At 70.8% G+C, this 12,744-nt stretch carries 11 protein-coding genes; 2 read left to right on the top strand and 9 right to left on the bottom strand.

From position 1 onward, the window contains the following. On the top strand, positions 1 to 2,489 hold a 2,489-nt coding region (locus tag ACT6XY_RS20200; RefSeq protein ID WP_444750103.1), incomplete at its 5' end, for a DUF2339 domain-containing protein. 4 nt (positions 2,490 to 2,493) lie between these two features. On the opposite strand, the gene ACT6XY_RS20195 is transcribed toward ACT6XY_RS20200, so the two are convergent. Beyond that, positions 2,494 to 3,495: a WD40 repeat domain-containing protein gene (locus ACT6XY_RS20195; protein WP_444750102.1), complete on the bottom strand. Its 1,002-nt coding sequence runs from the start codon at positions 3,493 to 3,495 to the stop codon at positions 2,494 to 2,496. Positions 3,496 to 3,619: 124 nt separating this feature from the next. Here ACT6XY_RS20195 and ACT6XY_RS20190 point away from each other — a divergent pair, with 124 nt between their 5' ends. After that, positions 3,620 to 4,246 carry a histidine phosphatase family protein gene (locus ACT6XY_RS20190; protein ID WP_444750101.1) on the top strand — a complete coding sequence of 209 codons (627 nt, stop codon included), beginning with the start codon at positions 3,620 to 3,622 and terminating at the stop codon, positions 4,244 to 4,246. Here the strand turns inward: ACT6XY_RS20190 and ACT6XY_RS20185 are convergent, their stop codons facing one another. The 8 genes from ACT6XY_RS20185 to ACT6XY_RS20150 form a co-directional block, all read right to left on the bottom strand. Next, positions 4,247 to 5,374: a CaiB/BaiF CoA transferase family protein gene (locus tag ACT6XY_RS20185; protein ID WP_444750100.1), complete on the bottom strand. Its 1,128-nt coding sequence runs from the start codon at positions 5,372 to 5,374 to the stop codon at positions 4,247 to 4,249. A gap of 97 nt (positions 5,375 to 5,471) precedes the next feature. Then, entirely contained in the window at positions 5,472 to 5,828 is a 357-nt protein-coding gene (locus ACT6XY_RS20180) for a helix-turn-helix domain-containing protein (protein ID WP_444750099.1), read from the bottom strand. Continuing rightward, the gene (locus tag ACT6XY_RS20175; RefSeq protein ID WP_444750098.1) at positions 5,815 to 6,096 is read right to left on the bottom strand and encodes a BrnT family toxin; all 282 of its coding nucleotides are present in this window, start codon (positions 6,094 to 6,096) and stop codon (positions 5,815 to 5,817) included. Before ACT6XY_RS20175 ends, ACT6XY_RS20180 begins: the two co-directional genes overlap by 14 nt. A gap of 59 nt (positions 6,097 to 6,155) precedes the next feature. Beyond that, positions 6,156 to 6,737: an amino acid synthesis family protein gene (locus ACT6XY_RS20170; RefSeq protein ID WP_444750097.1), complete on the bottom strand. Its 582-nt coding sequence runs from the start codon at positions 6,735 to 6,737 to the stop codon at positions 6,156 to 6,158. Continuing rightward, positions 6,734 to 7,600, bottom strand: a complete 867-nt coding sequence (locus ACT6XY_RS20165) for a UPF0280 family protein (RefSeq protein ID WP_444750096.1) — start codon at positions 7,598 to 7,600, stop codon at positions 6,734 to 6,736. The genes ACT6XY_RS20170 and ACT6XY_RS20165 overlap by 4 nt, the downstream gene beginning before the upstream one ends. A 2-nt stretch (positions 7,601 to 7,602) precedes the next feature. Beyond that, complete coding sequence (locus ACT6XY_RS20160; RefSeq protein WP_444750095.1) at positions 7,603 to 8,061, bottom strand: MarR family winged helix-turn-helix transcriptional regulator; 459 nt, start codon at positions 8,059 to 8,061, stop codon at positions 7,603 to 7,605. Next, a complete protein-coding gene (locus ACT6XY_RS20155; RefSeq protein WP_444750094.1) occupies positions 8,058 to 9,566 on the bottom strand; it encodes a 6-hydroxynicotinate reductase in 1,509 nt (502 codons plus the stop codon). Before ACT6XY_RS20155 ends, ACT6XY_RS20160 begins: the two co-directional genes overlap by 4 nt. Positions 9,567 to 9,840: 274 nt before the next feature. Further along, positions 9,841 to 12,594, bottom strand: coding sequence for a molybdopterin-dependent oxidoreductase (locus tag ACT6XY_RS20150; RefSeq protein ID WP_444750093.1), 2,754 nt, complete (start codon positions 12,592 to 12,594; stop codon positions 9,841 to 9,843). Positions 12,595 to 12,744: the final 150 nt, after the last annotated feature.

The raw sequence follows: 12,744 nt of genomic DNA, 5'->3' as shown, positions 1-12,744 counted from the left end.
CCTTCGTCCGCCGCTCCGTGCCGGCGGTCGCCAGCAGCGGGCCGCTCGAAGCCATCGATCCGATCGAGGCCCCGCCCGCTTCGCCTCCGCCGCCCGCATCGGCCCCGGCCGGCCTCGGCGGCTTCGAGGAGAGCATCGGCTCGCGCTGGGCCGTCTGGGTCGGCGCCATCGCCCTCGGTCTCGGCGGCATCTTCCTCGTCCGCTATTCCATCGAGCAGGGGCTCGTCGGCCCGGGCATGCGCATCGCGCTCGGCTTCCTTTTCTCGCTCGCCCTGCTGGCCGGCGGCGAATGGCTGCGCCGCAATGACAAGGGCCTGCCGACCCTTCCCGTCGCCGACATCCCCTCGGCGCTGACGGGTGCCGGCGCGGTGGCCGCCTTCGCCACCATCTATGCCGCCCATGCCCTCTACGACTTCATCGGCCCGGCCACGACCTTCGTCGCCCTCGGCGCGGTCGGCCTCGGCACCCTCGTCCTCGCCGGCGTCCACGGGCCGCTGCTCGGCGCTATCGGCCTCGTCGCCGCCTTCGCCGCGCCCTTCCTCGTCGCCGCCGACGATCCCAACCCCTATGTCTTCCCGATCTATGCGGCGGTCATCACCGCCGCCTGCTTCACCCTCGCCTGGATCCGCGACTGGCTCTGGCTGCGCCTCGCGGCGACGGGCGTCGCCGTCGGGCTCAGCGCCCTGACCCTGGTCGCCACCTCGGGCGGCGCCTATCCGAGCCTCGTCCAGGCGCTGGCCGGCATCGCCACCGCGGCGCTCTTCGTGGTGCCCGGCATCCGCTTCGCCCCGCATCGCGAGCGCGGCGCCGATGCCGGCGCCACGGTGATCCTCTGCGCCTTCGCCTTCCTCGCCATGCTCGCCGTGCTGGAAAGCCGCCAGGGACTGGCTGCCGTCGCGCTGTTCCTGCTTCTCGCGCTCGCGGTCCTCGCGCTCGTCTGGCGCGCGCCGTCGGTCGTCCCCGCCGCGCCGGTCACCGGCCTCTTCGCCCTTCTCATCCTGCTCGGCTGGTCGGCCGGCGTCCGGCCCTCGACGCTGGTCGATCCGCTCGGGGTGCCGCCCGACTTCCCCGACGTGCTCTCCCGCATCGTCTGGTCGGGCCTCGCCGTGGCGCTCCTCTTCGGCATCGTTCCCGCCGTGCTCGCCGTGGCGCGCCGCCAGCGCGAGGCCTGGGTGGTGCTGACCCTCGCCATGACCTCCGTCCTCATGCCGCTCGCCGTCCTCGCCATCGTCTACGGCAAGGTCGAGGGCTTCGTGATCTCGCCGCGCTTCGCGGCGCTGGCCATGGTGCTGGCGGCAAGCTTCGGCGCCGCCACCGAGGCCGCTCACCGCCTTCGCTCCGGGCGGCGGCCGGGCCTCGCCTCAGCCTCGGCGCTCTATGCCATCGGCGCTCTGGCGGCGCTCGCCTTCGCGCTGACGCTGCTCCTCGAGCGCGCCTGGCTCACCCTCGCCCTCGCGGCCATGATTGCCGGCATCGCCTGGGTCTATACGTTCCGGCCGCTGCCGCACCTGCGCTGGGTCGCGGCGCTGGCAGGCTGCGGCGTGCTCCTGCGCGTCGTCTGGGACCCGGCCATCAACGGCTCCGACGTCGGCGAGGCGGTGGTCTTCAACTGGCTGCTGCCGGGCTACGGGCTGCCTGCACTCAGCGCCGCCGCGGCGGCCTGGATGCTGCGGCGGCGACGCGGCGAGGATACGCCCGTCGGCATCCTCGATGCCCTCGCGCTGGTCTTCACGGCCTTGCTGCTGATCGTCCAGGTTCGCCACGCCTTCGGCGCGCACGGCCTCCGGCTCTTCGCCGCGCCCATGCGCTTCCCCGAGGCGGCGACCCACACCGTCACCATGCTCGCCTTCGGCCTCGGCCTGTCGCGTCTCGGCGCGCTCCGCAGTGGGGTCTTCTGGGACAACGCGGTCCTCGTCGTCCGCTACGCCTCCTGGGCCTGGATCGCGGTGGTCATGGGTTTCGCCTTCAATCCCTGGGTCACCGGCACCGATGTGGGTTCCCATCCGGTCTTCAACTGGGCGCTGCTGGGTTACGGCCTCGGTGCCGTCCTCGCAGCGGCCTCGGCGCTGCTGGAGCGGCGCGACGGCCGGGCCATGGAGAGCCGCGTCATGGGCCTCGTCGGCCTCGCCATGCTGGTCAACTATCTCAACATCACCGTGGCCATGCTGGCACGCGGCGAAGTGTCCTTCTGGGGCATCGGTGACGGCGAGCTCTACGCCTATTCCGCGGTCTGGCTCGTGGTGGGCATCGCGCTGCTCGGCGCCGGCGCGGCCTTCGGCAGCCGCACCTTGCGCCTCGCGTCAGCGGCCATGGTTGCACTCGCCGTGCTGAAGGTCTTCCTCGTCGACATGGCGGGGCTGACAGGGCTCTGGCGCGCCCTGTCCTTCATCGGGCTCGGCCTGGTGCTGCTGGTGGTGGGCCGGGTCTACCAGCGCGTGCTCGGCATCGCCCAGGCGCGCAGCGCCGCGGTACTCCCACCGGCGGCCTGAACCGTCAGAGGGTGGCGAGGCCCGCCTTGCCGCCCTCGGTGCCGAAAGCGACGGCCTTGCCGTCGGCGCGCCATGCGAGCGCGGTGACCGCGTCGCCGTCCGGCTCACGCATCAGGATCTCGGCGCCATCCTCGATGCGGCAGAGCAGGATGAGCCCGTCGGCGAAGCCCGCCGCGACCACGGGGGCCTGCGGGTGGGCGGCGACCTGCGTCACCTTGATGCCGGCCTTGGCCGCCGGCGCGATCATGGTGGGGGTGGCGCCCATCGGGCCGTTCTTGCCCGAGAAGGGCCAGAGGATCGCCTCGCTGGCCCCTGACGTCGCCAGGAACTTGCCGCCGAGGGTCCAGGAGAAGGAGCGCACCTTGCCGGGATAGCCCGACATGCGCATGTGCTGGCCATCCTCGAGGCGCCAGCCGTGGAGCTGGGCATCCTGCATGGTGGTGACGACGAAGCGCTGGTCGGCGCTCACGGTGACGCCGAGATGCGAGCCCTTCCATTCGAGCTTCACCGGGTCGCCCTTGACGTTGGGATACCAGAGCGTCGCGCCGTTGTAGTGCGCGATCGCGAGGCGGAGCCCCTTGGGGAAGAAGGCGAGGCCGCCCGCCGCGGAGGGCAGGGCGAGGCTGATCGGCTCGCCCTTCGCCTGGGCGACGAAGGCCTTGCGCCCGGCACTCCAGGCGATCGCCCCGTTCGGGCCGAGCGCCACCCGGTCGATCCAGGTGCCGCCGCTGTCGTGGATGCGGCGCAGGTCTCCCTTGCGGTCGAGCGCCAGCACCAGACCGTCGTCGCCGCCGGTCAGCAGGACCGAGCCGTCGCAGACCGCGTCCAGAATGCCGCCCTCGTGAAGCTGCAGGCGCCGGTCGGCGTCGCCGGCGAGGATGATCTCGCCGGAGGCGAGCGCCAGCACGGCCTCTGCGCCGAGAAAGTGCGCCGACAGCACGGTCTCGCCGGTCTGGATCGGGCGGATGCGGTCACGGATGGAAGGGCGCTGCGTCGCGGTCGTCATGGTCCCTAGCTAGCCGAAGGTCCGCCGGAAGGCGAGAGGGACAACGGGGGATGACGGCGTGCCGCCCTTTGACATCGCCGCCGGGCTGGTCCATGCCAACGCCCGATTTTCGAGGAGATGCCCCTTGGCCAGCGGAACACCGACCCAGGTCGCCCCGACGCTCGGTTACGACGCGATCCAGGACTATGTCCGTGCGGTGCCCTTCCGCCCGCGCCTGTCCCGGCTGATCTTCCTGCGCCACGGCGAGACCGAGGGCAACCGCAAGGGCATCTACCAGTTTCCCGACACGCCGCTGAACCCGGCCGGCGAGGCCCAGGCCGCCGAGGCCGCCTCCATCCTGGCGCTCGCCTCCATCAGCCGCGTCGCCGCGAGCCCGATGATGCGCGCCTGGCGCACTGCGGCCGTCGTCACCGATGGTCGCGACATCGTGCCTGAGCCCGACGCCGCCCTGCAGGAGCGCATGTACATGGGCCTCTTCGGCACCCCTGTCGGCACGCTCGACTGGCGGGTCGATCCGCCGGCCTGCGAGACGCTCGCGACCTTCGTTCACCGCACAGGCCACGCCCTGTCGCGCTGGATGGCGATGGAGGAGGATCCGGAAGGAGACCTGCTGATCGTCTCCCACGGCGGCGTGCTGCTGGTGCTCGCCGCCCTCACCGGCGTCGACCTGCACACCGAACTGCGCCGCAATGCGACGCCGATCCTCTTCTCCCGCACCACCGGCGGCTGGGAAGCGACCGCGGCAGGCTGATCAGCCGAACTCGGCCTTCACCTTCGCCGTGTGCGCGCCGAGTGCCGGGACCGGGCCGAACTGCGGGATGGCCCCGTCATGGAGCGCGCCGGGAGCCAGCATGCGCTTGCGGCCGGCTGGGGTCTCCACCTCCATGTAGCGGTTCTGCGGATGGACCTTGAGGTCGTCCAGCGAGGAGACCCGGCCATAGGCGACCTTGGCCTTCTCCAGCATCTCCACCACCGCCTCGCGCGGATGCTGCGCGAAGGCAGCGAGGATGATGGCGTCGAGCGCCGGGCGGTTGGCGACGCGCTTCACGTTGGCGTCGAAGCGCGGGTCGGTGGCGACGGACGCGTCCCCCAGCACGTTCTCGCAGAGCGAGACCCATTCCCGTTCGTTCTGGATGGAGAAGAGGATCGCCTTGCCGTCGGCGCAGGGGTAGGCGCCGTAGGGCGCGATGGTCGGGTGGTTGAGGCCCGAACGCGGCGGATAGATGCCGCCATAGGCGTACTGGAGATAGGGCACGTTCATCCAGTCGGCGAGCGCGTGGTAGAGCGACACCGCGATGTGACGGCCCTGGCCGGTGATGGACCGGCCGATCAGCGCCTGCAGGATGGCCTGGTAGGCGGTCATGCCGGCGGCGATGTCGCAGACCGAGACGCCGACGCGCGCCCGGCTGTCGCCTTCGCCGGTGATCTCGGAGAGGCCCGATTCGGCCTGCACCAGAAGGTCATACGCCTTGAGGTGCTGCCAGGGCCCTTCCTCGCCATAGCCGGAGATGGAGCAGGTGATGAGTCGCGGGTGGCGCTGGCGAAGCGTCTCCATGCCGAAGCCGATGCGCTTCAATGCACCCGGCGCGAGGTTCTGGATGAAGACGTCGGCCCTGGCGACCATGGCCGCCAGCACCGCCTGGTCGCCGGCATCCTTGAGGTCGAGGACGACGGATTCCTTGCCCCGGTTGAGCCAGACGAAATAGGCGCTCTCGCCGTCAACCGCGCGGTCGTAGCGGCGGGCGAAGTCACCCTCGTCCCGCTCGATCTTGATGACGCGCGCGCCCGCATCCGCGAGGCGCGAGGCGGCATAGGGCGCCGCCACCGCCTGTTCGACGGAGACGACGAGGAGGCCGGCGAGATCGGTCTGGGAGGACATGGGCTGAGGGCTCACGGGTCAATGCGAGCCCTCTCCTTAGAGACAGGCCGGCCCCGCGGTCCAGAGGCCGATCCGCAGGGCGGTCCTGCCCGCGTCGTCAGGAGGCCAGCGCCCGGTCCACCGCCTCGCGCTCGGTCTCGATGACGGTGATATAGGCGAGGAAGGCGCTGTCCGGCATGGTGCGGCCCTGTTCGATGTCCCGCAGGCGCGCGACATTGATCCGGTAGCGCTCGGCGAATTCCGGCTGGCTGAGGCCGATCGACTGGCGCAGCAGGCGGACGCGCCGGCCCGCGACGCCACGGTCGAGTTCCTCCTCGGTGGAGGGCGGGTTGTCCGGATCGTCGATCGCGTTCTGCTCGATTTCCTCCGGCGTCATGGCGTCGAGACGGGCGCGCGTCTCGGCCGACATTCTCGGCGGATTGTTGGGGTCGATGATCAGCCTAGCCTTGACCATAGCGCTTCGCCTCCGTTCGGTTGGCCCGCCGCGCCGAGATGATCCAGTGGATCGCGCCTCGTCGCGTGTAGACGACCGTCATCAGGCGTCCGTCGAGCATGCCGACCGTCTTCCGTCGATCCTCGCCATCACTTGGCCGTGTGACGTCGAAGTCGATCCGTGCGTGATCGGCGAACACGTCAACGGCTTCAGGAAAACTGAAGCCGTGCTTGGCGACGTTCGCCGCCGCCTCGCCGTCATGCCAGTCGAAGTCGAGCGCCGACGCCATGGCATATCATACGGAAATCCCGCATGATACGCAATCATGGCGTGTAGAGGACGCAGGGTTCACCTTTGCCCGTCGCGCTTCGAAATCTGGTCCTGCGTCAGCCCCCCCATGCGCGGGTGCGGCCGGCCGCCGGTGGTCATGGCGAGGGCGAAGAGGATCTCGTCGGGTCGCGGGGAGTCCTGCACCATCAGCGTCACACCGTCGAAATGGGAGCGCACATAGGCCGCGTTGCGGTGGTGGATCGGCACGTCGAGGATGGCGCCGAGCGGGCCCACCTTGGTCATCGAGGGGACGATGGCCAGCGCCTCGCCGAGAAGTTCGCGCATGGCGTAGCCGCCCGGCACGTGCCAGAGGGCGCCATGTTCGAGCTCGCCCGCCGAGCCGATCAGCGAGCCCTTGCCATAGGCCTCGATGGCCGCGGTGTCGCCGCCCAGCGCGTTGAGCAGCTTCGTCGCGCATTCGAGGCCGAGGGGCTTCAGCGCCTCCATCGTCGGCTGGATGTCCTCGACATAGCGGCCGGCATAGGGGTTCTTCAACACGGCGGCGATCCAGCCCTTGAGGATGGGCTTGTCGAGCTTCGGCCCGCCATCGTGGCGGACCTCCTCGACGCCGACGACGATCTTCCGGACGTCGATGGTCATGGTTTCAACTCCCTGAGGCTGCGTGTTGATCCGAGGATGCGGGCCTGGCCCTGGAGCATCAGAGCCGCATCGAAAATGAGGCCGCGCCGGCGGAACTGCTCGGCCCGCGCGCGGCCTGCTTCCAGCGCGGCCGCCACCTGCGGCGCCGCCAGCGGCCCCACCGCCGTCGTGACCAGGTGGTCGCCGAGGTCGCTGTCGGGATCGAGGTCGCGGGCCGGGCTGCGGCGGATCAGCGGATCGCCGACGTCGACCGCATTGGCGATCAGCGTTGCCGCCACGTCGGCGGTTGCGGCGTCGCGTGCGAGCACCGTGACGGAATCGGCGACGCCGAGCGAAAATGAGCGCCCCTGTGCGCCGGAGGTTGCGATGCCACCGATCCCGTCCCGGTCGGTCAGCGTGATGCGCCCGTTGATCGCGGGGATGGCGCCGCCGGAAAAGTCGGCCGCCACCGCCACCTCCATCGTCTCGCCTTCGGTCAGGTGGATGGCGATGTCGCCCCCGTCATTGACGAAGGCGCGGTCGAGGGGGGCGGCCTGCACCATCGTCTCCATCAGTTCGTCCGCCACTGCGCCGGCCACTGCCGCCATCGGCGTGACGAACAGCCCTGCATGGGGCCGGCAGGCCGCGACCATGCGCTTTGCCACAGGCGTCTCCACCTCGGGGCGCTCCGCCATCGGTTTGCGCAGCGCGGCGAGCTCGCCGGCGAGCTCCGGCAGGATGGTGCCGAAGCGGGCGATCGCCGCCTCGTAGGCGTCCCGCACGGCGCCCGCCGCGCCCCAGGCCCGCAGCACCACGTCGATAGGCCCGTGCTGCAGATGCAGCCGGTCGCCGTCGAGGCGCTGGACGGAGGGCGGATCCCACATGGTCAGCCGATCCGGCCGAGCAGGCTGAGCAGCGTCTCGGCTTCCTCCGCCGACAGGGGCTCGAGCGTGCGCGCCGAAACGTCCGGCCCACGCGCCTTCATGGCCTCCACGATCTCGCGGCCGGTCGCGGTCAGCTCGAGGAGGACGAGCCGCGCGTCGTTCGGGTCGACGGAGGGCGACACGAGGCCGCGCTTGGCGAGACGGCCGGCGACGCCGAACATGGTGGCGGGATCGATGCCCACCAGCCGCCCCAGCTGGTTTTGCGAGGTGGGGCCGAGATCGTGCAGCTTGGCGAGTGCCGCATACTGCACCGGCGTCACGTCGAGCCCCTCCATCACCTGCTCGAAAATGGCGCTGGCGCGCTGGTGGGCGCGCCGGATCAGGAAGCCGATCTGCTCCTCGAGCACATAGGGCCGCTCCCCCGGCGCCTCGCCCGCGCGCTTGGCTCGCTTCGCCGTCATGGGCGCTTCTCCGGGAAGGGCCAGGGATTACCCTCGATCCAGCCGTCGATGCGCGCCTGCGGGGCGACGTCGCGCAGGATGTCGTCGATGGAGACCACGTCCTCCATGTGCCCGCCGAGCCGCTCGTAGAGGGCACGCGGCAGGGTGAATTCGATCGGGGCGACGATGGCAGGGGTCGGCACGTAGCCGAAGGCGTTCTTCGGCAGTTTCGTCACGTCCGCCATGACGGTGATGCCGCCGCCCGGCCACAGATAGACCGGCGCGCCGCCCATGGTGACCTTCGTCTCGCCGGAGGCGACGGAGCGCGTCAGCAGCACCGGGTTCTCGGTGACGCCCGCCCTGAGGCTTCCACCCGCGCCCGCCATGAACAGAACCGTGCAGAGCGAGGGCTCGCAGTTCTCCCCGATACGGTCGACCACCTTCATGACCGCGTCGGGGATCGGCGCGGGCTGCGGCACGAGGTTCTCATCGAGCACGCAATAGAGGAAATGCTCGCCGGTGGTGGAGGTGAGGAGCAGGCGCAGGCCCGGCCAGGCGGTCTCCGGATCGATCTTCTGGATGATCGACAGCGGGTCCTCGATGTCCGTGCCGCCCCAGCCGATGCCGGGATTGGCCACCTGGAAATAGCGGCCCGGCGTCGACTTGCGGCCGCGAACCCGGATACCGGCCTGCCGCATGTCCAGCACCTTGCCCGCCTGGTGCTCCGTCAGCACGCCGGTGATGTGGTCGTCGACGACGATGACCTCGTCGACATGGCCGAGCCATTGCTTGGCGAAGATTCCGACGGTCGCCGACCCGCAGCCGACGCGCATGCGCTGCTCGGGCTTGCCGTCGACGATGGGCGCCTGGTTGGCCGCCACCACCACCTCGTGGCCGCCGTCGATCACCATGGTCACCGGCTCGCCCGCGCAGAGCTTGAGCATGGTGTCGCAGGTGATGTTGCCCTCCTTCTTGGAGCCGCCTGTGAGGTGGCGGACGCCGCCGATGGAGAGCATCTGGGAGCCGTACTCGGCCGTCGTCACGTGGCCGACCTGCTCGCCACCGACACGAATGGGCGCGGCTTCCGGGCCGAGGTGGCGGTCGGTGTCGATCTTCACCTTGACGCCGCAATAGCTGAAGATGCCCTCGGTCACGACGGTGACCGTGTCGACGCCCTCGTGCACGGCCGAGACGATGAAGGGCGCCGGCTTGTAGTCGGGATAGGTGGTCCCTGCGCCGATGGCGGTGACGAAGGTGCGAGAAGGGTCGAGCACCTGTCCGTCCCAATCGTTCTTGCCGAACTCCACCAGCCTGCCGCCGTCCTCGACGGTCTTCGCCAGCAGCACGACCGGGTCGGTGCGCACCAACTGGCCGTTCTCGTTGGCATAGCGCGAACAGGCGCCTGCGCGCCCCGGCCGGATACGGCAGAGCACCGGGCAGGCGTCGCAGCGCAGGATGCCGTCGCCCTCGTCGGCGCCGAACTTCTTCGAGCGTGCCTCGACGGACAGATGGTCAGTGGCGGTCATGGCGACCTCCTGGAAATTGAGCGCTTTGCAACAGCCAATTGCGTCCTTCGAGGCTCGCTGCGCTCGCACCTCAGGATGAGGGGGGGCGGAGACATGCAGCAGCGGGAACCCGCGGTGCGCGGTGCGCCCTCTGGCCAGCCGCGATGCCACGCACCCACCTTCCTCATCCTGAGGTGCGAGCCCCGGCGATGCGTCTGCATCGTCCGGAGCCAGCCTCGAAGGACGCACTTCGGCTTTGCAAGGCGGTTGAGCGGATGCTGATCCAACCGAGCGTTCATTCCGCCGCCTCCCGGCCCTGCATCGCCGCCCACAGCCTGTGCGGCAGCACCGGCACCTCGGTCATGCGCACGCCGACCGCGTGGCGGATCGCCCCGAGAATGGCCGGGGCGGTGGCCACCAAGGCCGGCTCGCCGACGCCCTTGGCGCCGTAGGGCCCCTCCGGCTCGGTGTCCTCGACGAGATGGATGGTGATTTCCGGCATGTCGCCGGCCGTCGGGATCAGGTAGTCGTGCAGGTTCTCGGTGCGGCCGGGGAGATACTCCTCCATCAGCGCCAGCCCCAGCCCCTGGGCGATGCCGCCGTGGATCTGGCCTTCGGTGAGCGTCGGGTTGATGGCGCGCCCGACGTCGTGCGCCGCGACGATGCGCGTCACCTTCACCGTGCCGAGCAGGCGGTCGACGTCCACCTCGGCGACCTGCGCGGCGAAGCCGTAGGTCGCGTAGGGAATGCCCTGGCCCTTGGCGTCGAGCGCCGTGGTGGGCGGATCGTATTCGCCGTCGCCCATCAGCACGATGCCGGCCCCGTCGGCAGCGAGCGCGCCGAGGTCGATCACCCGGCTCGCCTCGCCGTCCTCCACCGTCAGCCTGTCACCCTCAAGGGCGAGCCGCGCGGCCGGGCCGGCATTGGCCAGCGCCAGGATCTTGGCGCGCAGGTCCGCGCCCGCAAGTTTGGCTGCGTTCCCCGAGACGAAGGTCTGGCGCGAGGCCGAGGTCTTGCCGGCGTCGAAGGTCCTGTCGGTGTCGCCGATGACGAAGCCGAAGGCCTGGGGCGGCAGGCCGAGGGCATCCGCCGCGATCTGCAAGAGGACGGTGGACGAGCCCTGGCCGATATCGACCGCGCCGTTGAGGAAGGTCAGCCGCCCGTCGCGGGTGAGCGTGATCCGCATCTTCGACGGGTTGGACATGGAGGTGTTGCCGCAGCCGTACCACATGCAGGCGACGCCGACGCCGCGGGCGGTGCGGCCGCCCTTCGCGTTGTGGTTGGCCGCCTCGGCCATCAGCTGGTCATACTCCGCCTTCACCGCGTCGAGGCATTCGGGCAGGCCGGCTGAGGCGTGCAGCACCTGGCCGGTCGGGGTCCTGTCGCCGTGGTCGATGGCGTTGATGCGCCGGATCTGCCAGCGGTCGATGTTGAGACGCTCCGCGAGATCGTCGATCAGCGTCTCGCCGGCGATCGCCGCCTGCGGCACGCCGAAGCCGCGGAAGGCGCCCGCCGGCACCTCGTTGGTGTGGACCGCGCGGGTGGCGTTCCTCACGTGCGGCACCTTGTAGGGCCCGGTGGCGTGGACCGGCACGCGATTGGCGACCGTCGGGCCCCAGGAGGCATAGGCGCCGGTGTTGAAGTCGCCGGTCATCTCGTAGGCGGTGAAGCGGCCTTCGCGATCCGCGGACATCCGCGCGTGGATCTTCGAGGGATGGCGCTTGGTGGTCGAGGCCATGCTCTCGGTGCGCGAATAGACGATGCGCACGGGCTTGTTCGTCAGCCAGGCGGCGACCGCGATCAGCGGCTGGATGGAGACGTCGAGCTTGCCGCCGAAGCCGCCGCCACAGGCGGTGGGCACGATGCGGACCTGGCTCATCGGCACGCCGACGACGCGGGCCACCTCCTCCTGGTCCATCACGGCGGCCTGGGTGCAGGCCGTCACCTCGATCCGGTCTCCCACCCGAACCGCGTAACCGGCCTCGGGCTCGATATAGGCGTGCTCGACGAAGCCGGTGCGGAAGCGGCCCTCGCTCGTCGCGGCGCCGAGCTTGTGGCCCTCGGCGACGTCGCCGGTCTCCAGATAGCCCCGGGTCAGCACGTTGTCGGGGATGTTCGCGTGGAGCGGCGTCGCACCCTCGGCGAGCGCCGCCTCGACCCCGATCAGCGCCGGCTCGACCTGCCAGGAGATCGGCAGGGCGGCATCGGCGATGGCCTCCACCGCCTCGCGCGTGCCGACGAGGGCGAGGATGGCCTCGCCCCGGTAGCGCACGAAGCCCGGCGCCAGCACCGGCTGGTCCTTGATGGTCGGGAAGATGCCGAAGGAATTGGCACCGGGAATGTCCGAGGCGGTGAGGATGGCTTCCAGCCCGGGATGGGCGGCCTTCACCGCCGCGAGGTCGCCCAGCGTGAAACGCGCCCGCGCATGGGGCGAGCGGACGGCCCGCAGCCACAGCGCGCCCTCGGGCGCGAAGTCGGCACCGAAGCGGTCCGTGCCCTGAACCTTCGGCAGGCCGTCGGTGCGGGCGATCCGGGCGCCGACGGCAGCCCCCGCCTCGGCCACCGGCGCATAGGCATTGGCGCCGCGCGCCACGGCATCGATCGCCTCGATGATCTTGGCGTAGCCGGTGCAGCGGCAGAGCACGCCGCCGATGCCGTCCTCGATCTCCTGGCGGCCGGGCGAGGGGTTGCGCGCCAGCAGGTCCGCCGCGGCCATGATCATGCCGGGCGTGCAGATGCCACACTGGGCCGCACCCTGCGCGAGGAAGGCGGCGCGCAGCCTGTCCACGAGAGGGTCCGAGGCCTCGATGGTGGTGATGGCGCGGCCCTCGGCCTGAGCGGTGGCGACGAGACAGGCGCAGACCTGTTCACCGTCGAGAAGGACGGTGCAGGCGCCGCAGTCGCCGGCATCGCAGCCGATCTTGGTGCCGGTGAGCCCCAGGCCCTCGCGCAGCGTGTCGGCGAGGCTGGCGAAGGGGTTCGCCTGCACCTGATGCGCGGTGCCGTTCACGTTGAGGGAGACGATGGCTTCTGCGGGACGGTCGAGCATCAGGCGGCCCTCCTGGCGGCGGGGGAGGCGAGGTCGGCGAGCGCGTCGCGCACCAGCGCGAGGGCGGCGGCGCGGCGGTAGGCGGCGCTGGCGCGCACGTCGTCGATGGGCTGGAGCGCCGCGAGGTCGCCCAGCGTGAAACGCGCCCGC

The sequence above is a fragment of the Phreatobacter sp. genome (assembly GCF_052440005.1).
Lineage (GTDB): Bacteria > Pseudomonadota > Alphaproteobacteria > Rhizobiales > Phreatobacteraceae > Phreatobacter.
This window is presented reverse-complemented; position numbering and strand designations above follow the sequence as displayed.

Excerpts from the sequence above, each read along its gene's own strand:
- ACT6XY_RS20195 (WP_444750102.1), bottom strand. The coding sequence starts at position 3,495 with ATGACGACCGCGACGCAGCGCCCTTCCATCCGTGACCGCATCCGCCCG.
- ACT6XY_RS20185 (WP_444750100.1), bottom strand. The coding sequence starts at position 5,374 with ATGTCCTCCCAGACCGATCTCGCCGGCCTCCTCGTCGTCTCCGTCGAA.
- ACT6XY_RS20180 (WP_444750099.1), bottom strand. The coding sequence starts at position 5,828 with ATGGTCAAGGCTAGGCTGATCATCGACCCCAACAATCCGCCGAGAATG.
- ACT6XY_RS20175 (WP_444750098.1), bottom strand. The coding sequence starts at position 6,096 with ATGGCGTCGGCGCTCGACTTCGACTGGCATGACGGCGAGGCGGCGGCG.
- ACT6XY_RS20170 (WP_444750097.1), bottom strand. The coding sequence starts at position 6,737 with ATGACCATCGACGTCCGGAAGATCGTCGTCGGCGTCGAGGAGGTCCGC.
- ACT6XY_RS20165 (WP_444750096.1), bottom strand. The coding sequence starts at position 7,600 with ATGTGGGATCCGCCCTCCGTCCAGCGCCTCGACGGCGACCGGCTGCAT.
- ACT6XY_RS20160 (WP_444750095.1), bottom strand. The coding sequence starts at position 8,061 with ATGACGGCGAAGCGAGCCAAGCGCGCGGGCGAGGCGCCGGGGGAGCGG.
- ACT6XY_RS20155 (WP_444750094.1), bottom strand. The coding sequence starts at position 9,566 with ATGACCGCCACTGACCATCTGTCCGTCGAGGCACGCTCGAAGAAGTTC.
- ACT6XY_RS20150 (WP_444750093.1), bottom strand. The coding sequence starts at position 12,594 with ATGCTCGACCGTCCCGCAGAAGCCATCGTCTCCCTCAACGTGAACGGC.